This is a genomic window from Pseudomonas sp. WS 5059 (assembly GCF_012985525.1).
In the GTDB taxonomy this organism is placed as follows: Bacteria; Pseudomonadota; Gammaproteobacteria; order Pseudomonadales; family Pseudomonadaceae; genus Aquipseudomonas.
Genome location: NZ_JAAQWO010000011.1, coordinates 86,235 through 107,694 on the forward strand (window position 1 = coordinate 86,235; position 21,460 = coordinate 107,694).

Below are 21,460 nucleotides of genomic sequence, written 5' to 3' on the forward strand. Positions count from 1 at the left end.
TCAGTTGGTCACGGCTTCGTTTTGCGGCAGTTGCTGCAGCAGGTCATGGAGCCAGTCCGGGTGTTTCAGGATGTCGTAGTGACCAGCGGCAATCAGTTCGTCGCTCAGTGCACCAGGCACTGGGCTGATGAAGTCCGCTTGCGGCGTGCTGGCCCACCAACAATGAGGACGGCAGCCGGTATCTGGCAGGACCTGCAATTGTTCGGACAACGCCTTGAGTTTCATCGCCACGATAAACGTATGGGCCAATTCTTCGGTGCTGATGCTGCTGTATGCCGAGTCGCCAGCGACATTGCTTTGCACCGATGCGATCAACTGTTCCAGGCGCGCAATGTCGCTGCCCGCCGGAATTTCAATCGCCGGCAAACGCCCGACAGCCACATCGAAGATGACTGCGAGGAAACCGCGCAAGTCATCGCTCCAGTCGTCCTCAGGCTGCGCCTGTTCTGCAGTCGGGGTGAAGGCATCGACCAACCCCACGAACTCCACGACTTGGCCCTGGCTTTCCAGCTCCTGCGCCACCAGTAACGCCAATGGGCCACCGAGGGACCAGCCCAACAGGTGGTATGGGCCATCGGCCTGTTTCTGCCGGATGTACTGGGCGTAGTCAATGGCCATGGCCTGCAAGGATTCATCCTCCCAATCGCGGTCCAGCAGCATTCGGCACTGCAGGCCATAAACACTGCGCTGGCCGTCCAGACGCCGGGCCAGGGGCTCGTAGTCGAACACCGTGCCGAAACCGGCGTGCAGGCAGAACAGCGGCGCAGCATTGGCCACACGATTGTTGAGCAGCAACAGCGGGTCGAGGTTCTGCTCGCTCGGGGTGTAGCCCGACAGTTCGGCAATGGTCGGTTTGCCCATCATGTCGCGCAGCTTGAGGCCCAGCCCCAGTTCCGGTTGACTACGCACTTTGGACAACACTTTAAGCACTCGTAGCGAGTCGCCGCCCAGCTCGAAGAAGTTGTCGGTGACCCCGACTTGCTCTACCTCCAACACCTCTTGCCAGATCGCTGCCAAGGCTTTTTCCAGCGCGTTGCGCGGGGCGATGAACTGGCGTCCCTTGAAGTCCGGGTCGGGCAGGGCCTGGCGATCTAGTTTGCCGTTCGGGTTGAGTGGCAAGCACTCCAGCACGAGGATTTGCACAGGCACCATATAGTCCGGCAGATCCTGTTGCAGTTCGCCACGCAGGCGCTCACCGAGGCCGGCCACGTCGCAGGCGACCACGTAGCCGATCAGTTGTTTGCCACCGGCAGTTTCCCGGGCAACCACTACAGCGTCCTGAACATCTGAAAGTTCGCGTAGACGTGCTTCGATCTCTCCCAGTTCAATGCGGAAGCCACGGATTTTTACCTGATTGTCCAAGCGCCCGAGATAATCAATCACCCCGTCCGCACGCTGGCGCACCAGGTCGCCTGTGCGGTACAGGCGTGCGCCGGTACTGGAAAACGGGTCGGCGACAAAACGCTCGGCGCTCAATCCGGGGCGCTGGTGATAACCGCGCGCCACACCTTCGCCGCCGATATACAACTCACCGGCCACACCCTCTGGCACAACATTGAGGGCATCATCCAGTACGTAGAGAGTACGTTCGCCGACACGCTCGCCGATCGGCGCATAAACCGCGCCACACACGGCGTCTACCGGGACTTTCCACAGCAGTGGGGTCACCACGGTTTCAGTTGGCCCATAACCGTTGGTCAAGTACTGCGGTTTGAGGGCGCGCTTGACCAGTTCGAAGTTGGCGTCGGCCACCGCATCTCCGCCAAAGCAGTAGATGCGTACCGGTGGCGGCGCCTGGTCCTGAGTCTGGGCGAACTCGGCGAGTTGCTGCAGATAGGCCGGCGGGAAGCAGGCGATGCTGATGGCATGCTGGTGCAGCGCGTGCCAGGTTTCTTCCGCGGTCCACAGGCGATTGTCGCGTACCACCAGGCGAGCACCGCTGGCCAACGTCGAGAGCCAGCGCTCCTGAGCACCGTCGAAGGCGAACGACATAAACAGTAACTCGCGGGTGCTTGCGTCCATGTCGTAGCGCCGGGCGATGGCCTGGCAATGCATGCGGATCTGCCCGTGGCTGACTGCTACGCCCTTGGGTTTGCCAGTGGAACCGGAGGTGTAGATCAGATAGGCAAGGTTGTCATCCAGTACAGCGCTGGCAGGGCAATGGTCGAGCTGACTGTCCAGGCTCAGGCCGTCGAGCGCGATCAGTGCCGGCGCCCACGGTTGATTGAAGCGCGAATGCAGGCTTTCGTGGGTAATCAACAAACTCATGGCCGAATCTTCGACGATCCACTGCACGCGCTCCTGGGGATAGTCGATGTCCAGCGGCACATAGGCACCTCCGGTTTTCATGACCGCGTAGAACGCGACGATGACGTCAACTGAGCGCTCCAAGGCAATCCCGACAAAACTTTCCGGGCCTATTCCTTGGGCGATCAGGTAATGGGCCAGGCGGTTGGCGCGGAACTCCAGTTGCCCATAGGTCAACTGAGCTTCGGCACATACCACTGCGACGGCGTCTGGTGTGGCTGCTGCGTGGCTTCGGATGACCTCGGCCAGCAACGGCGCCGTTTCCTGCAAAGGGGCCAGTATGTTGCGTTGGTTGAGGCGTTGCTGCTCGTTGTTGCTGAGCATGGCCAGGCTGCCGAGGGTTGCATCGGGGGTGTCGAGCATGGCGCACAGCAAGGTTTCGAAGCTTGTGCGGATTTGCTCGGTCGCTTCTGGGGTGAAGCGGTTGCGCAGGTACATGAACTCGATGGTTAGGGTATTGCCCAGACGGACCTCCAGGTCCATGGCAAAGTTGGTTACTCCTCGCGCTTTCACATCACCGAAGGTCAGTTGCTGCTGTTCAGTATCATGGAGTCGCTCATCCAGGGGAAAGTTTTCAAAGACGATGATGCTGTCAAACAATGATTGCCCACCCTGGCCAGACCAGCGCTGCACATCTGCCAAAGAGGCATGCTCATAGTCGCGCACCTCAATGTTGTAGGTCTGTAGCGCCTGTAGCCATTGACCCAGGAGCATTTCTGGTTCTGGTGTCTGGATGATCGGCAATGTATTGATAAACAACCCCAGTATGGAGTCCGACCCCGGCAGGGTGGCGGGGCGACCGGCCACTGTGGCACCGAAGCACACGGTCGCGTGACCGGTATAGCGTTGCAGCAGCAACAGCCACGCGGCCTGGATCAACGTGTTGGGGGTCACACGCCAGCGTTGGGCCTGCTCACGCAAGCGCTGGGTCGGTTCCTTGGTCCAGTTGAGGTACAGCGCTTCGTGCCCTGGAAGCTGCTGCCCCGGGCGTGGAGCAATGCCGGTGGCCAAGGTTGTTGCACCGCTGAACCCTTGTAGCTTGTCTTTCCAGAACTGTTCGACGTCAGTCTTCGACTGGTTTTTAAGCCAGACGATGTAGTCCCGATAACTTTCAGGCGGGGTGCTCGGTGCTTGACCCAGATAGGTTTGCAGTACTTCACCCAGCAGACGTGAACTGGACCAGCCATCCATCAGGATGTGGTGGCTGTTCCAGATCAGATGAACCTTGTTGCCCGCAAGCTTGACCAGCGTTACGCGCATCAACGGCGCCTGAAGTAGATCAAAGCCTTGGGCGTAGTCCTCTGCAACCAGTGCTTTTATGCGTTCGGATGTGACAGGCGTGTCTTGCCAGTCGAGTACCTGTGTTGCCAGAAGTGCGTGGGTATAGACCACCTGCAAGGGTTCGGCGAGTTGGTTTGAGTTCCAGAACCCTGTTCGCAGGGTTGGGTGGCGTTTGATAACACTGTCCCATGCGCAGATGAATCGCTCGACGTGCAGGCCGTCTACTTCAACATCCATTTGATTGATGTAGACCGCAGCTTCAGTGTCCTCCAGCGTGTGGAAGAGCATTCCCTGCTGCATTGGCGACAGGGGGTAAATATCTTCGACCAGGTGGGCTGCGATGGGCAGACTGTCCAACTGGGCCTGTGTCAGGCTACACAGTGGGAAGTCAGACGGGCTAAGGCCTGCGCTGTCTGGGCGAGTGCAATGCACAATCATCGCTTGTAGCTCGTTGAAGTATTCCTGAGCCAATCGCTCAACGCTGGTGCTGTTGAACCATTGGGTATCAAAGCTCCAGCTCAGCGCCAGTTGGCCTTCCTCCAGTTGACTGACAATGTTCAGACCTTTCTCTGGCAGATTGGCCGCCATCGGCGACAATCTGTGTGCGCTGAACAACGGGTAGCTGTTGACAGCTGGCAGCGCGTTGAAACGAATCAACGGTCTTGCAACGTGTGCGAGCGTTCCATTTCCCAGATAACGGGTAATGCCGAAACCAAGACCCGCATCAGGAATCGCTCGCAGTTGCTCCTTGGTCTGCTTGATCGATTGATCCAGGATATTTGTCGTCGACAGTCGCACCGGGACACCCGGTGTTGCACCAACAACAGTGCGCGTCATGTTCAGGCCATTGAACGCCTCAGGACGAGTGTGCAGTTGCAACTCGATCAGACAGCTGTCCTGCCCAGTCCAGCGATGGAGAACGCGGGCCAGAGTTGTGAGCAGCAAGGTATCAACGTCGCACCGGTAAGCCAGTGGTGCTTGTTGCAATAGTTGCTCCGTCAGGTTTTTGTCCAAGGTTTTGCGTAGCGTCAGGACTTGATGATCCGCAGTCTCGGATCGTTCCCGTGGTAGGTCATGGGTAACAGGCACTTGGCTCCAATACGCCTGATGAGGATTTGCGGCAACGGTGTGCAGGTGTTCGGCCCAGGCTTTCACACTGGTAGTTTTCGCCGGCAGCATGACCGCCTGGTTGGCTGCCAAGTTCGCGTAGGCAGCTTGCAGGTCCTCAAGCAGAATTGACCAGGAGTATTCGTCGACAGCTAATGGCAGGGCGGCCAGTACCAGGCGCTGTTCGCCTGAAGGCAACGTTGCAAGCATCCCTTGCAGTAACGGGCCATCCATCAGCGTGGATTGTTGTTGCAGTACTTGGTAAAGCGCCTTCAGTCCACTGAGGTCCCGGATTGCCCGGTGTTGTAGCAAAGGTCCGTCATGTGTCGCGAAATGTCCCACCTGGTCGGTGAAGCGCAGGCGCAAGCCATCGTGATGGTGGATCAGGGCCCGTAAAGCCTCCTCAAGGATTTCAGCCACTAATGGGGTATGTGGTTCGAGCACCATCAGCGTTGCACCATTTGGCACGCCCAGTAGTTGGTGGTGGATTGGCAGCAACGGCATTTCGCCGCTAACCAGTGCCTGGTCAATTCCCATATCTGGCTGGTCGAGTTGTGCGACGGACGCCAGGCCTTGTACGGTCTGGTGTTTGAACAATTCTTTGGGGGTGAAATGGATACCTGCTTGGCGAGCTCGACTGACCACTTGGATAGAGATAATTGAATCGCCACCCAGTTCGAAGAAGTTGTCGTTAATGCCCACCTGGTTACGCTTGAGGACGTCTTGCCAGATTGTAGCGATCTGTTGTTCCAGGGCGTTTTGCGGCGCAACGAAGGTCGCCTGTGACAGAGCCGAATCGGGAGCCGGCAGGGCCTTGCGGTCCAGTTTTCCGTTAGGGGTCAACGGCAGCTCCGTAAGGAATATCAGTTGTGCCGGTACCATATGCTCCGGTAGATGGGATTTGAGTTGGATCTTGATTGATTCGCGCAGTTGGGCCTGTGTTTCGAGGCTGTCGAGGGTTCCATCGGGGCGGGTCGGAGCGATGTACGCCACCAGTTGCAGGCCGCTGGCACCCTCTACGGCCAGTACAGCCGCTTCGCGTACGCTGGCTTGTACCAGTAGGCGCGCTTCGATCTCACCCAGTTCGATACGAAATCCACGAATTTTGACTTGATGATCGATACGCCCCACATATTCGATCGCGCCATCGGCACGATAACGGGTCAGGTCACCGGTGCGGTACAGGCGCTCGCCGGTGGAGGAGAACGGATTGGGGATGTATTTCTCTGCAGTCAACGCGGCCTTGCCGAGATAGCCCCGTGTGATTCCGGCGCCGGCTAGGTGTAGCTCGGCGGCAACCCCGACAGGCACCGGATTCAGGTCGGCGTCGAGCATATAGCCCTGGGTATTGTTCAGCGGTCGGCCAATATTGGCCTGACCACCGGCCTCGCGGCGGGTCCAAGTGGAATAGGTGGTGTCTTCGGAGGGGCCGTAGAGGTCGTAGACATGCTCAATTGTGGCCTGTTGGTAAAGGCTATCCACCAGTGATTGCTTCAGGGGTTCACCGGCCAGGTTGATGATCCGCACGCTATCGGGGATTTGCCCTGCATGCTGCAAGGCATTGATTGCCGACGGCACGGTGTTGATCAGGCGTACCTGGTCGCGTGCCGGCAGCTCCGGCAGTTCCAGGGCATTGCGCGCGAGGATCAGCGAGCCGCCGTTGGCCAGGGTGACGAAGATTTCCCATACCGACAGGTCGAAGCACACCGAGGTGGAGGCTAATACGCCCTGGATATCTTCGCGGCTGTAGACCTGCTGCGACCAATGGATCAGCGCCAGCACGTTGCGATGGGCGATAGCCACGCCTTTGGGTTTTCCGGTCGAACCGGAGGTGTAGATCACATAGGCCAGGTTGTCCGGGTTCGTTTGCGTCGCTGGGTTGCTGCGTGGGTAGCGGTCGAGCCACCCGTTTGCGTGCTCATATACCAGCGGTTGCACGCCGATCGGGACTGATAGTGATTCGAGCACATCGGACTGGGTGATCAGCACTTCCAGGCCGCTGTCTTGCATCATGTACGCCAGACGGTCGGCGGGGTAGTCCGGGTCCAGCGGCACATAGGCACCACCGGCCTTAAGTGTTGCCAGCAGGCTGACAATCATCGGTATGCCACGCTCAAGGGCTATTCCTACAAGGCGATCCGGGCCAACCCCTGAATCTCTCAGCTTTTGGGCCAGTTGATTGGATTGCTCGTTGAGTTGGCGGTAGGTCAGCGATTGATGACCCACTATCAGGGCAACAGCTTGCGGTGTGCGTTCAGCCTGGGTTTCAATCAGTTGATTGACACTATGCTGGAGTAGGTAGTCGGTTGCGGGTGGGTTCCATTGCACCATGACCTGTTGTTCAGCGGCATCAAGCATCGAGAGTTCGCCCAAGGCGCAATCAGGATGGTCGAGCATATTCAACAGCAGGCCGGTCAGGTGCCGGTTGAGTTGATCGATAGCCTGTTCAGAGAAGTTGCTGTTGGCATAGTGGTAATGCAGGGACAGGGTGTCGCTCAAACCCACCATCAGCGTCAGCGGATAATTGGTTTGCTCCTGAAGACGGATGCCATCAAAGCGCAACTGTGAAGAACCACCTTGCTCCAGGGCCTCGGAGACTGGGTAGTTTTCAAACACCAGCAGGCTGTCGAACAGTCCTTCTCCGAACAGTTGCGACCAGCGTTGCACCTCGAAAAGAGGAGTGTGTTCGTGTTCGCGCAAGGCCAGGTTCTGCGCCTGCACCGTTTGCAGCCATTGTCCGACGGTTTGCTCTGCATATGGGCTGGCAATGACTGGCAGGGTGTTGATGAACAGGCCAATCTGCTGTTCGATGCCTTTGAGTTCTGCCGGGCGGCCCGCTACGGTTGCGCCAAAACACACACAGTCTTGTCCGGTATAGCGTTGTAGCAGCAACAGCCAGGCGGATTGCAGGAGGGTATTGACCGTGACCTTTTGCTGGCGGGCAAACTCGCTCAGGCGCTGGGTCTGTGCCACTTCAAGTTGCCGAGGGCAATGGCCGTAGCCTTTGCCAGATTTGGCGGGCGCCGGGATAGCTTGTGCCAATCGGGTAGGTTCGGTCAGATCAACCAATTGACTACGCCAGAAGCTTTCGCTCTGGGCTTGGTCCTGGAGTTGTAGCCAAGCAATGTAGTCCCGATAGAGTCCGGCAGGCTTGGCGTCGTGTTGGCCGTTGTAGCGTTGTAGCACCTCACCCAGCAACTGCGAGTTGCTCCAACCGTCCATCAGGATATGGTGATGGGTATAGATCAGGTGATGCCGCGATTCACCTGTACGTACCAGTTGAAGGCGCAGCAGGGCGGACTCATTGAGTTCGAAACCTTCCTGCTCGGTAACGGCCAATGTATCGAGTGATTCTTCCAGATGAGGTTGCGCGCGCCAGTCATGTAGGGTGAATGGCAAGTGCAGGTGTTTGCGTACCAGTTGCACTGGGCCCGGCAAATCGCCTTGCCAGAGGAACTGGGTACGCAAGATATCCCGCGCATCCATCGCCGCTTGCCAGGCCTGCTGGAAGCGCTCGGGGTCCAGCCCTTCGACGTCAAGGCGCATCTGGTTGATGTAGTTGCCTGAGTCGTGCTCATACAAGGAGTGAAACAACATCCCCTGCTGCATCGGTGACAGCGGATAAATATCTTCGATTTCCGCAGCCTTCACCGTAAGTGCATCCAATTGCCGCTGGTTCAGACCTGCTAGTGGGAAGTCGGAAGGGGTGGTGCCCTGGTTATACGGCTGACAGCAATGTTCGATCAGCGCAGTGAGTTCGAGGATGTAGTCATTGGCCAAGCGTTCGATGGTCTGCTCGTCGAACATTTGACTGCTGTATAGCCAACTCACGCTTAACTCACCGCCATACACCTGGCTGTTGATACTCAACCAGTTGGCCAGGGGGGCGTCGGGGTGTTGTTCGGCGCCAGCGCTTTCGCCGCAAGGAGCGAACAGTGCGCCTTGTGCAGCATCGAAGCTGGCGTCGAATTGCCCTAGATAGTTGAAGGTGATGCGTGGTTGGGGCAAGCCGCTTAGGGTTTGTTGTACCGTTTTGTCGCCCATTTCACGCAAGACACCATACCCCAGGCCTTTTTTCGGGATGGCTCGCAGTTGCTCCTTGATGTGCTTGATCGACTGTTCAAGTGTACCGGCCGCCGAAAGCTTGACTGGGAAGATACTGGTAAACCAGCCGACCGTACGGGTCAGGTCTATATCGTCGAACAATTCTTCGCGGCCATGGCCTTCAAGCTGGATCAGGGTATCGTCACGCCGGGTCCAGCGGCCGACTACCCGGGCCAGGGCTGTGAGCAGCAGGTCGTTGATTTGCGTGCGGTAAGCCGCTGGGGCTTGTTGAAGCAATTGGCGCGTCTGGGCCTGGCTCAGTCCGACCTGCAAGTTACGGCTATGGCGATTGTGCAGGCTGGCGTCTGGATGTTCGCAGGGCAGGTCAGTGGCAACGCCGTTCAATTGTTGTTGCCAGTAATCGACTTCCTCCAGCAGGGCACCACTCTGTGCATACCCCCGCAAGCGCTCGCCCCAAGCTTTCACCGAGCTGGTTTTGTGTGGTAGTTGAGGTGTTTGTCCGGAAATCTGTTGGCGATAAAGAGCTTGCAGGTCCTCGAACAGGATGCGCCAGGACACACCGTCAACCACCAAGTGATGGATGACGATCAACAAGCGTTGCTCACCGTTTGGCAGGTTGCTCAAAACTGCCCTGAGCAGCGGGCCTTCTTGCAGGTCCAGGCTGCGTTGGGCCTGGTCGTAAAGAGGGACCAGTGCTGCCACGTCGGCGACATCCTGCTGCCAAAGCATGGCGCGCGGGGTATGGGCGACAACGTGTCCAGCCCAGCCGGTGCCTTGCGGTTTGAAGTTCAATCGCAACGCGTCATGGTGTGCGACTAGCCCTTGCAGTGCATGTTCCAATGCCGGGGCATTCAAGGCCTCATGGGGTTTGAGCACTACTGATTGATTCCAGTGGTGACGTTCAGGGATTGCCTGCTGGAAGAACCACTGATGAATCGGTAGCAGCGCCACCTCTCCGGAAACCGGACCTTGATCGATTCCCGTACGGTCGCTGGTCAATTGGGTGATAGAGGCCAAAGCTTGCACGGTCTGGTGCTGGAACAGCTCTTTAGGGGTGAAGTGAATCCCGGCCTGGCGCGCCCGGCTGACCACCTGGATCGAGACGATCGAGTCGCCGCCCAGCTCAAAGAAGTTATCGGTTCGCCCAACGTGCTCCAGCTTGAGTACGTCTTGCCAGATAGCGGCAATCTGCTGTTCAAGGACGCTTTGCGGTGCAACGAACCGGTCCGTCGGTACGCCAAGTTCGGGAGCGGGCAAGGCCTTGCGGTCAAGTTTGCCGTTGGGAGTCAGCGGCAGTTCGGCCAGGAATATCAGATGGGCTGGCACCATGTATTCCGGCAGGTGTTCCCGCAGTGCTGTCTTGATCGTTTCGCACGACGACGCTTGAGCATCGCTATTTGCCAGGAATTGGTCAGGAACGAGGTAAGCCACCAACTGCTGACCGCTAGACCCTTCCATTGCCAGTACCGCGACTTCTTGCACACTGTCCTGTGCCAGCAGGCGTGATTCGATTTCACCCAGTTCAATTCGGAACCCGCGGACTTTTACCTGATGGTCGATGCGTCCGACGTATTCAAGCGTGCCATCGGCGCGATGACGAGCCAGGTCGCCAGTGCGATACATACGTTCGCCGTGGGCTGCGTATGGATTGGGAACGAACCTCTCGGCGCTCATGCCCGGGCGGAGCAAGTACCCCCGGGTAATCCCTGCACCGGCCAGGTAAAGCTCAGCAGTGATGCCCGGTGCGACGGGTTGTAGTTGAGCATCAAGCAGATAGCTTTGGGTGTTGTGCAGCGGCCGGCCAATATTGGCCTGGCCACCGGCCTCGCGGCGGGTCCAAGTGGAATAGGTGGTGTCTTCGGAGGGGCCGTAGAGGTCGTAGACATGCTCAATTGTGGCCTGTTGGTAAAGGCTATCCACCAGTGATTGCTTCAGGGGTTCACCGGCCAGGTTGATGATCCGCACGCTATCGGGGATTTGCCCTGCACGCTGCAAGGCATTGATTGCCGACGGCACGGTGTTGATCAGGCGTACCTGGTCGCGTGCCGGCAGCTCCGGCAGTTCCAGGGCATTGCGGGCGAGGATCAGCGAGCCGCCGTTGGCCAGGGTGACGAAGATTTCCCATACCGACAGGTCGAAGCACACCGAGGTGGAGGCTAATACGCCCTGGATATCTTCGCGGCTGTAGACCTGCTGCGACCAATGGATAAGCGCCAGCACGTTTCGATGGGCGATAGCGACGCCTTTGGGTTTGCCGGTGGAACCGGAGGTATAGATTACATAGGCAAGGTTATCGGGCGAGACCGAGATGATCGGTGCGGTCAGTGGGTAGCCAGCCAGTTCCTCCACCAATCGATCCATCAGCAATACCTGTGCCTGGGTGCGTGGCAGATCGGCGAGCAGCTCACTTTCGGTCAGTAGAACCTGGGCACCACTGTCTTCAAGCATGTAGGCGACACGGTCGGCTGGGTAGTCCGGATCCAGCGGTACATAGGCGCCGCCGGCCTTGAGCACGCCGAGCAGGGCTACAATCAACGCGTCCGAACGCTGCATGGCTACGCCAACCCGGACTTCTGGGCCAACGCCCATGGCGATCAACTTGTGGGCCAGGCGGTTGGCCCGTTCGTTCAATTGGCTACGGCTCAACGTGCGCTCGGCATCGATCAGTGCCAGGGCGTTCGGTGCTCGGTCGGCTTGATCTTGAATTCGTTGGCCGACAGTACCTTGGTCTTGATATGCACCCGCTGTGTCATTCCAAGTGCATAGCAGGCGCTGTTCAGGTTCGAGTAACAGGTTGAGATCACCCAGTGCCTGTTGTGCTGAGTGGCAAAGACTGTCGAGCAACTGCGTCAGATGAGCACTGATTGTCTCAATGAAGCTTGGATTGAAGTGTTTGAGGTCGTAGCTGTAGCGCAACGACAGCTTGTCGTTCAGACCCACAGCGAGCGTCAACGGGTAGTTGGTTTGCTCATGGTTACTCAGTTCGCCGAAGCTTAGGGCGTCGGAGGCGCCTTGCTCCAGCGCCTCGGAAATCGGGTAGTTTTCAAAGACCAGCAGGTTGTCGAAGAGAGCTTCACCGGCCAGATTGGACCAACGCTGTACCTCGTAAAGTGGTGTGTGCTCCTGCTCGCGCAGTGCCAGGTTCTGGTTCTGGATCTGTTGCAGCCACTGTGCCACGGATTGCTCCTGGCGGGGGCTGGCGATGACCGGCAAGGTATTGATGAACAATCCGATCTGTTGCTCGATACCCTTGAGTTCCGCAGGGCGTCCCGATACGGTGGCACCGAAGCACACGGTATCGTGACCCGTGTAGCGTTGCAGCAACAGCAGCCAGGCCGCTTGTAGCAAGGTGTTGACGGTAACTTTCTGCTGGCGCGCGAATTCGCTCAAGACGAGGGTACGGGTCGGGTCCAATTGCTGGAAGTGCTCGGCGTAACCTTCGGTATCAGGGCGATGAGCGACTGCCTGGGCCAGACGTGTTGGTTCCTGCAACCCCGCTAGCTGTTCGCGCCAGAAGTCCTGGCTGACGGCTTTGTCCTGGCGTTGCAACCAACCAATGTAGTCGCGGTAGCTGCCATGTGTTTTGGCCTGGAGCTGCCCGTTGTAGCGCTGTAGGACTTCGCCCAGCAGCTGTGAGTTGCTCCAGCCGTCCATCAGGATGTGGTGATGGGTATAAATCAGGTGATAGCGAGTGTCGCCGGTGCGCACCAATTGCAGGCGTAGTAGCGGGCCCTGACTCAGGTCAAAGCCCAGGCGTTCGCGGTGGGCCAGTTCGTCGAGAGCCGCAGTTTGTTGCCCCTCATTGCGCAAGTCGTGCAGGGTGAAAGGCAGCGTTGCCTGTTTATGCACCAGTTGCAGTGGGGTATCGATTTCGCCCTGCCAAAGGAAGTTGGTGCGCAGGATATCGTTGGCTTCGACCGCCGCCTGCCATGCCTGCTGAAAACGCTCGGGCAACAGCCCGTCGATATCCAGGCGCATCTGATTGATGTAGCTACCAGAGTCCTGATCATAAAGGGCATGGAATAACATACCTTGCTGCATCGGCGACAAGGGGTACAGGTTTTCGATCAGGTGAGCCGGCACTGGCAGTGCATCCAGCTGCGCTTGTGACAACTGCGCCAATGGCACGTCCGAGGGGGTGATTGCGCTATTTTGTGGTTGGCAGCAATGCTCGATCAGCGTTGCCAGCTCTTGCGCATACTCGTCTGCAAGTCGTTGCATGGTTGTCTCATCGAACATCTCCCGGCTGAAGGTCCAGTTCAGACTCAACTCGCCGCCGTAGACCCGGCCATTGATACTCAGCCAGTTTGCCAGCGGTGCTTGCGGGCTTTGCTCATCACCGGTGCTTTCCCCGGATGGGGCGAACAGCGCGTGGTCCTCGCTATCGAAACTACCGTCGAACTGGCCGAGGTAGTTGAAGGTGATGCGTGGCTCGGGCAGCTCGCGCAAGGAAGCGCGCGCCTGCTCGTCGCCCAGGTAACGCAGGGCGCCGAAGCCAATGCCTTTGTTCGGGATTGCCCGCAGTTGTTCCTTGATATGCTTGATCGATTGCCCCGGATCGGTGGCAGGGGTCAGTTTCAGTGGGAACAGGCTGGTAAACCAGCCGACGGTACGTGTCAGGTCGATGCTGTCGAACAAGTCTTCGCGGCCGTGGCCTTCCAGTTGTACCAGCACTGACGGTTGTTGGGTCCAGCGCGTGATGACGCGGGCCAATGCGCTGAGCAGCAGGTCGTTGACCTGGGTGCGATAAGCGGCTGGCGCGTCTTGCAGTAGTCGGCGAGTCAGCTTCTGGTCAAGATGAGTCTGCACACTTACGGCATCGGCGTTCTGGCGGTTGCCCGCCGGGTTTTTGCACGGAAGGTCGCAGGTGACGTCTTGCAGTTGCTGCTGCCAGTACGCCAACTCCTGCTGCAGGGCTTCGCTGGTGGCGTAGGTTTGCAGTTGCTCGGCCCATGCCTTGGCCGAGCTGGTCTTGAACGGCAGTTTTAACGCTTGCCCAGCTTGTAGTTGGCGGTATGCGGTTTGCAGGTCTTCAAACAGGATGCGCCACGAGACGCCATCAACGGCCAGGTGATGAATCACCAACAGCAGGCGTTGTTCGCCGCAAGGCAGGTTAATCAACACCGCCCGTAACAGAGGGCCTTCGTGCAGATCGAGGCTACGTTGGGTGGCGTTGGCAATGGTGGGCAGCTCGCTGTGATCGGCACTGATCAGTTGCAGCAGCGCGGCCTTCTCCCAGGCCTGTTGCTGGCTGGCTACCGACCGATAGTGAGCGCTCCAGTTACCCGCTTGTTCGCTGAAGGATACGCGCAGGGCATCGTGGTGCAGCACCAGGGCTTGTAGTGCTTGTTTGAGGTGCTCAGATTGCAGCGCTTGGGCGGGCCGTAGCATGACTGCCTGGTTCCAGTGGTGCTGCTGCGGAATGTCTTGCTCAAAGAACACTTGCTGGATAGGCAGCAGTGCAAGCGTACCCTGTGCAGGGCCTTGATCCATGACCTGGCCGGCCTCGCCAACACGGGCTACTGACGCCAGGCCCTGAACGGTTTGGTGTTGGAACAGCTCCTTGGGGGTGAAGTAGATCCCGGCCTGTCGGGCGCGACTAACTACTTGGATCGAAATGATCGAGTCGCCGCCCAACTCGAAGAAATTATCGGTGAGCCCCACATGTTCACGTTTGAGCACGTCTTGCCAGATCGCTGCGATATGTTGTTCCAGGGCACTTTGTGGCGCGATAAATGTAGGCTGCGTCTGCACAGCGTCGGGAGCGGGTAAGGCTTTTCGGTCGAGCTTGCCATTGGGGGTCAGTGGTAGCTGTGCAAGGAAAATCAGTTGCGCCGGCACCATGTATTCCGGCAGATGTGTCTTGAGGCGGGTTTTGATCGAGTCGCGCAGGCGTGACTGAACTGCTGGGTGCGCCAGCACCTCCCCGCAGTGGGATGGTGCGATATATGCCACCAACTGCAATCCGCCGACACCTTCGAGCGCCAGCACCGCGACTTCTCGGATGTTATCCATTGCCAACAGCCGAGTTTCGATTTCACCGAGTTCGATACGGAAACCACGAATCTTCACTTGATGGTCTATGCGCCCGACGTACTCGATCACGCCATCGGCGCGATAACGGGTCAGGTCAGCGGTGCGGTACAAACGCTCGCCGGTGGTGGAAAAGGGGTTGGGTACATACTTTTCGGCGGTCATCGCTGCCCGGCCCAAGTAACCCCGGGTTATCCCGGCACCGGCCAGATGCAGCTCAGCGGCAACCCCGGTGGGTACTGGCTGCAGGTCGGCATCGAGCAAGTAACTCTGGGTATTGTGCAGCGGCCGGCCAATGTTGGCCTGGCCTGCTACTTCGCGGCGAGTCCAAGTGGAATAAGTGGTGTCCTCGGATGGCCCATAAAGGTCGTAGACGTGCTCAACCGTGGCCTGCTGGTAGAGGCTATCGACCAACGATTGCTTCAGTGGCTCGCCCGCAAGGTTGATGATGCGCACGCTGTCGGGGATTTGCCCGGTGCGCCGCAAGGCATTGATCGCCGACGGCACGGTATTGATCAGGCGCACCTGGTCGCGGGCCGGCAGGTCGGGCAGTTCCAGGGCATTGCGGGCGAGGATCAGCGAGCCGCCGTTGGCCAGGGTGACGAATATTTCCCATACCGAAAGGTCGAAGCACACCGAGGTCGAGGCCAGTACCCCCTGGATATCTTCGTAGCTGTAGACCTGCTGCGACCAGTGGATCAGCGCCAAAACGTTGCTATGGGCAATGGCCACGCCCTTGGGCTTGCCAGTGGAACCGGAGGTGTAGATCACGTAGGCCAGGTTATCGGGCGCGGCCCGAGTAACCGGTACTGTCAGCGGGTATCCGGACAGTTGATCCATCAGCAGCACCTGCGCCTGGGTCTGGGGCAGGTCTGCGAGCAGATCGGCCTCGGTCAGCAGCACCTGGGCGCGACTGTCTTCGAGCATGTAGGCCACGCGGTCGGCGGGGTAATCCGGGTCCAGCGGCACATAGGCGCCGCCGGCCTTGAGCACCCCGAGCAAGGCGACGATCAACGCGTCGGAACGCTGCATGGCCACGCCGACCCGCACTTCGGGACCAACGCCCAGTTCGATCAGCTTGTGGGCCAGTTGATTGGCCTGGCCGTCCAGTTGGCGATAGCTCAGGGTCTTGGTGCCGTAGGTCAGGGCCAGGGCGTCCGGCTGACGCTCAACTTGCTCGGCGATCAACTGGTGAATACTGCGTTCCACAGGGTATTCAGATACCGTCGTGTTCCAATCACGGATTTGCTGTTGATAATCAGCGCTGTCCAGTAACGGCAGCGCCGCAACGCGTTGTTGGGGATTGGCAACAATGCCTTGCAACAGATGCAGCCAGTGACGGGCCATGCGTTCAATAGTCGAGGTATCGAACAGGTCGGTGGCATAGGTGAGGGTCGCCGACAGGCCATCCCCGGACTCGAGCGTGGTCAGTGTGAGGTCGAATTGTGCATTACGGTCCTCCCAGGTCAGGCTTTCGACAATCAGTGGCTGTGGATTGGTGCTCGCTGGCTCAGAGCTATGCTGGTTGTCACTGTGGTGGTTGTACATCACCTGAAACAGCGGGCTGTGGCTCAGGCTGCGTTCTGGCTGTAGGGCTTCCACCAGATAGCCGAAAGGCAGGTCCTGATAGGTCTGGGCATCCAGGGCTGTTTGCTTGACCTGTAGCAGCAAGTCGCTGAACCGGGTCTGATCGTTGAACGTTGCCTTAAGCACTTGGGTGTTTACGAAAAAACCGATCAAAGCTTCGGTTTCGACGCGGTTGCGGTTGGCGATGGGCACACCGATACGAATATCCGTCTGGCGGCTGTAGCGATGCAACAAGGTCTGGAACGAGGCCAGCAGCAACATGAACGGGGTCACGCTGAACTGTTTGCCCAACTCCTTGAGCGCCAGGTCCAGCGTGGGCTCCAAGGCGATGTTCAGGCGCGCCCCACGAAAACTCTGCACCGCCGGCCGCGGATAGTCCGTCGGCAATTCCAGCACCGGCTGCTCGCCGCCCAATTGCTTGTTCCAGTACGCCAGTTGCCGCTCACGCTCGCCCGCTTCCATCCAGTGCCGTTGCCAGATGGCGTAGTCGGCATACTGGATCTGCAACGGCGCCAGGGTGATGTCCTGTCCCCGGACGAAGGCGCCGTAAACCTGCACCAGTTCGCTGACCATGATTTGCATGGAGGCGCCATCGGAGACAATGTGGTGTTGGGTCAGTACCAGTACGTGGTCGTCGTTGGCCAGGTGTAGCAACTTGACTCGCAGCAGTGGGCCGTTGTGCAGGTCGAAGGGTTGTTGGGTTTCGTGTTCGACGAAGTCTTTGATCTGCTGTTGTTGTTCGCTTTCACTCAGGTGTGCGTCTAGGCGGACTAGTTCCACCGCGAGGGGCATGTGAGGGGCGATGACTTGCACCGCGCGCTCATCGATTTGCTGGAAGGTGGTGCGCAGGCTTTCATGGCGTGCCACCAGGGTGTTGAACGCGTGTTCCAATGCTGGCACGTCCAACGCGCCGCGCAGACGCAGGGCGGTGGGGATGTGGTAGGCGGCGCTGGAGGGATCCAACTGCCAGAGGAACCATTGGCGCTCCTGGGCAAACGACAGCGGGATGAGCTCGAACTCAATGCGCACTTCGGGGATCGGCAGGTTGGCGGGCGAGACGCCTTCTGCCAGCATTTTTTCCAGGTACAGCGTGCGCTTGTCCAGGGGCAGGGTGATGAAACGCTTGGCGATTCGGGTGGCGACGCTCTTGTCCATTACAGTTGCTCCATATCGTCAAGCAGCGCTTCGAGCTTGCTCAATTTTTCGGTATCGAATTGCCCACCGCTGCTTTGCAGTTCACTGACGAAAGCGCCCAGGGTGGGGAATTGAAAGAGTTGTTGTGGGGTCAGCTGCATGCCCAGCTCCAGTTGGGCGCGTGACACCACGCGCACCACCAGCAGGGAATGCCCGCCCAGTTCAAAGAAGTTGTCATCCAGGCCTACGCGCTCCAGTTCCAGGACTTGTTGCCAGATATCCGCCATCTGTTGTTGCAACGGGGTCTGGGGGGCGACAAAGGCGCGTTGCGACTGGACGGCCTCAGGCATAGGCAAGGCTTTGCGATCCAGTTTGCCGTTGGGCGTCAGCGGCAGTTGATCGAGGAACATCAGGTGCGCAGGGACCATGTAGGCCGGCAGGTTTTCCTGGAGCCTGGCCTTGATCAGCGGGCGCAGTTGGTCCTGGGATGCTGCGTCTGGGAGTGATTGACGGGTAACCACGTACGCCACCAGCTGCTGGCCGTCGAGGTGTTCCTGGGCTAGCACCACTGCTTCGCGTACGTCGGGGTGTTGTAGCAGGCGGCTTTCGATTTCGCCCAGCTCGATGCGGAATCCGCGGATTTTCACCTGGTGGTCGATACGCCCGATGTATTCAATCACCCCATCCTGGCGATAGCGGGTCAGGTCACTGGTGCGGTAGAGCCGCTCGCCACTTGTCGAGAACGGGTTGGGCACGAATTTTTCAGCGGTCAGCGCCGCCCGGCCCAGATAACCTCGGGTTATGCCGGCGCCGGCCAGATACAGCTCGGCCGCAACGCCCAGGGGAGCTGGTTGCAGGTCCTGGGTGAGCAGATAGCTGGCGGTATTGCCGACCGGGCGGCCGATGTTGGCCGAGCCTGCGACTTCGCGGCGGGTCCAGGTGGAGTAGGTGGTGTCCTCCGAGGGGCCGTACAGGTCGTAGATGTGGGCGACGCTGGTCTGTTCGTAGAGCGTATCCACCAGGGTCTGTTTCAGTGGTTCACCGGCGAGGTTGATGATGCGTACGCTGTCTGGAATCTGCGCGGCACGTTGCAAGGCGTTGATAGCAGAAGGCACGGTATTGATCAGGCGCACCTGATCGCGTGCTGGCAGGGTTGGCAGTTCCAGGGCATTGCGCGCCAGAACGATATGGCCACCGCAGGCCAGGGTCACGAACAGCTCCCACACCGACAGGTCGAAACAGATCGAGGTCGAGGCCAGTACCCCTTGCAAGTCTTCGCGTGAATACACCTGAGCAGACCAGCGAACCAGGGCGCAAACGTTGCGATGGGCAATGGCCACGCCTTTGGGCAGGCCAGTGGAACCCGAGGTATAGATCACGTAGGCCAGGTTATCGGGGGTTACCGTAGTGATAGGCGGCTGCTCGCTATAACCGGCCAGCCAGGCGTCACCGGGCTCGATCGTCAGCACTTGAGTGGTCGCGTGGGCGCGCAATTCGTCCGGCAATTGTTGGCCAACCAGCAGCAGGTGCGCGCGGCTGTCGTCGAGCATGTAAGCCACGCGGTCGGCCGGGTAGTCGGGGTCCAGCGGCACATAAGTGCCACCGGCCTTGAGTACTGCCAGCAATGCGATCAGCAGGTCGCCGGTACGTGGCATGGCTACGCCGACCCGCACTTCCGGGCCGACCCCAAGCTCAATCAACTTGTGGGCGAGGCGGTTGGCTCGTTGGTCCAATTGCTGGTAGCTCAGGCGTTGCTCACCGTCGATCAGTGCCAACTGCCCGGGGGTTTCCTGGGTCTGGCGATTGATCAGGTGGTGAATGCACTGTTCATCGGCAACCGACAGTGGAGCGCTGTTCCATGTGTTGAGGATCAAGGCTTGTTCGGACTTGTCCAGCAGGTTTAGCGAGCCCAGCGCACGGTCGGCGCTGTCCATCAAACCGTTCAACAGTTGATCCATGTGCCGGGCGATCTGCTCGATCAGCGCATCGCTGAAATTCGCCCGCACGTAGCGGTACTGCAGGGTCAGGCTGGCACCCAGGCCAACGCTCAGGGTCAGTGGATAGTTGGTCTGCTCCTGGCTATGCACCGGGCCAAAACGCAGGCCTTGCGGTGCGCCTTGTTCCAGGGCTTCGGAGATCGGGTAGTTCTCGAACACCAGGATGTTGTCGAACAGGCTTTCGCCGCCCACACCTGCCTGGCGCTGGGTTTCGAACAGTGGTGTGTGTTCATGCTCACGCAAGGACAGGTTCTGTGCCTGGACCTGCTGTAGCCACTGCGCAACGCTTTGCTCTGGGCGCGGGCTGGCCGCCACGGGCAGGGTGTTGATGAACAGGCCGATCTGTTGCTCGACGCCATTGAGCTGTGCCGGACGCCCGGCCACGGTGGCACCGAAGCACACCGTGGTTTGGCCGGTGTAACGCTGCAACAGGAGTAGCCACGCCGCTTGCACCAGGGTGTTGGTGGTCACTTTCTGTTGGCGGGCAAAGGTGTTGAGGCGCTCGGTAGTGGCGGGGTCAATGACCTTGCGGTATTCGCCATGGCCTTCTCCAGGTACTAGCGTCACGCTTTGGCCGAGCAGGGTTGGCGACTCCAGGCCGCGCAATTGCTCTTGCCAGAAGCGCTGGCTGGCGGCGCTGTCCTGCTGCTGCAACCAGGCGATATAGTCGCGATAGCGCCCGGTATTGGCGGTTACGGCTTGCCCACTGTAATGCTGCAACACCTGGCCCATGAGCTGGGAGTTGCTCCAGCCGTCCATCAGGATGTGATGACCGGTGTAGATCAGGTGATAGCGCTCGGCGCCGGTCTGTACCAGGGCCAGGCGCAACAACGGTGCTTGATCCAGCACGAACGGCCGCTGCAGTTCAGTCAGGGCCAGCGCGTCAAGTTGCTGTGCATCGTGGCTGCCCAGGGCGTATACGCTGAACGGCACCTGCGCTTGCTTGAGTACCCACTGCAATGGTTGCTCCAGCCCTTGCCAGACAAAACCTGTGCGCAGGATGTCGTGATTGTCCATCGCAGCTTGCCAGGCCTGCTGGAAACGCTGCGGGTCAAGCCCGTCGATATCCACGCGCAATTGGTTGATGTAATTGCCGGTCCCTTGTTCATAGAAGGTATGGAACAACATACCCTGCTGCATCGGCGACAATGGGTAGAGGTCGGCGATCTGTGCGGCAGGTATGGGCAAGCGATCCAGCTGTGCCTGACCAATAGCGGCCAGAGGCACATCCGAGGGCGTCAGGCCGCGGTGGGCCGGATCAAGGCAATGGGCGATGAGGGCGGCAAGCTCTTCGGCGTATTCATCAGCCAGGTACTGGATGGTGGCCTCGTCGAACATCTCACGGCTGAACAGCCAGTTCAGGCTCAACTCGCCAGCGTAGATCTGGCCGTTGAGCGTCAACCAGTTGCCCAGCGGCGCGTCCGGGCTTTGCTCGGCACCCGTACCTTCGCTGGCCGGGCTGAACAGGGCCTGTGCATCGGCGCTGAAGCTGCCATCGAACTGGCCCAGGTAGTTGAAGGTAATGCGCGGTTCAGGCAGGGCCGCCAAGGTTTCGCAGGCCCGGGCATCGCCCAGGTAGCGCAAGGCACCGAAGCCGATTCCTTTGTTGGGGATGGCCCGCAGTTGTTCCTTGATCTGCTTGATCGACGCACCCAGGTCATTGGCGACAGGCGTCAGTGCCACCGGGAACAGGCTGGTGAACCAGCCTACGGTGCGCGTCAGGTCCACGGGTTCGAACAGCTCTTCACGGCCATGGCCTTCAAGCTGGATCAAGCACTGTGGGTGGTGGGTCCAGCGACTGATCACCCGTGCCAGCGCTGTCAGCAGCAGGTCATTGATCTGGGTGCGGTAGGCGGCGGGAGCTTCTTGCAGCAACTGCCGGGTAAGGGCCTTGTCCAGCCGGGTATTGACGCTATGACCGTGACGGTTTTCCAGGCTGGCGTCGCAGC

General features: G+C 59.2%; 2 protein-coding genes (1 of these 2 running past the window's edge). Both read right to left on the reverse strand.

Annotated features, from left to right (window positions below; all coding sequences use genetic code 11):
- Entirely contained in the window at nt 1–17,535 is a 17,535-nt protein-coding gene (locus tag HBO12_RS26455; RefSeq protein WP_170043715.1) for a non-ribosomal peptide synthase/polyketide synthase, read from the reverse strand.
- Nucleotides 17,535–21,460: the 3' end of a non-ribosomal peptide synthase/polyketide synthase gene (locus HBO12_RS26460; protein ID WP_170043716.1), read on the reverse strand. Its footprint extends 8,392 nt past the window's final position; 3,926 of the gene's 12,318 nt are visible here — the last part of the coding sequence; its start codon lies beyond the right edge, outside the window; its stop codon occupies nt 17,535–17,537. Before HBO12_RS26460 ends, HBO12_RS26455 begins: the two co-directional genes overlap by 1 nt.

What these genes read in the sequence shown, in the direction of transcription:
- HBO12_RS26455 (WP_170043715.1), bottom strand. Translation starts at nt 17,535, where the DNA reads ATGGACAAGAGCGTCGCCACCCGAATCGCCAAGCGTTTCATCACCCTG.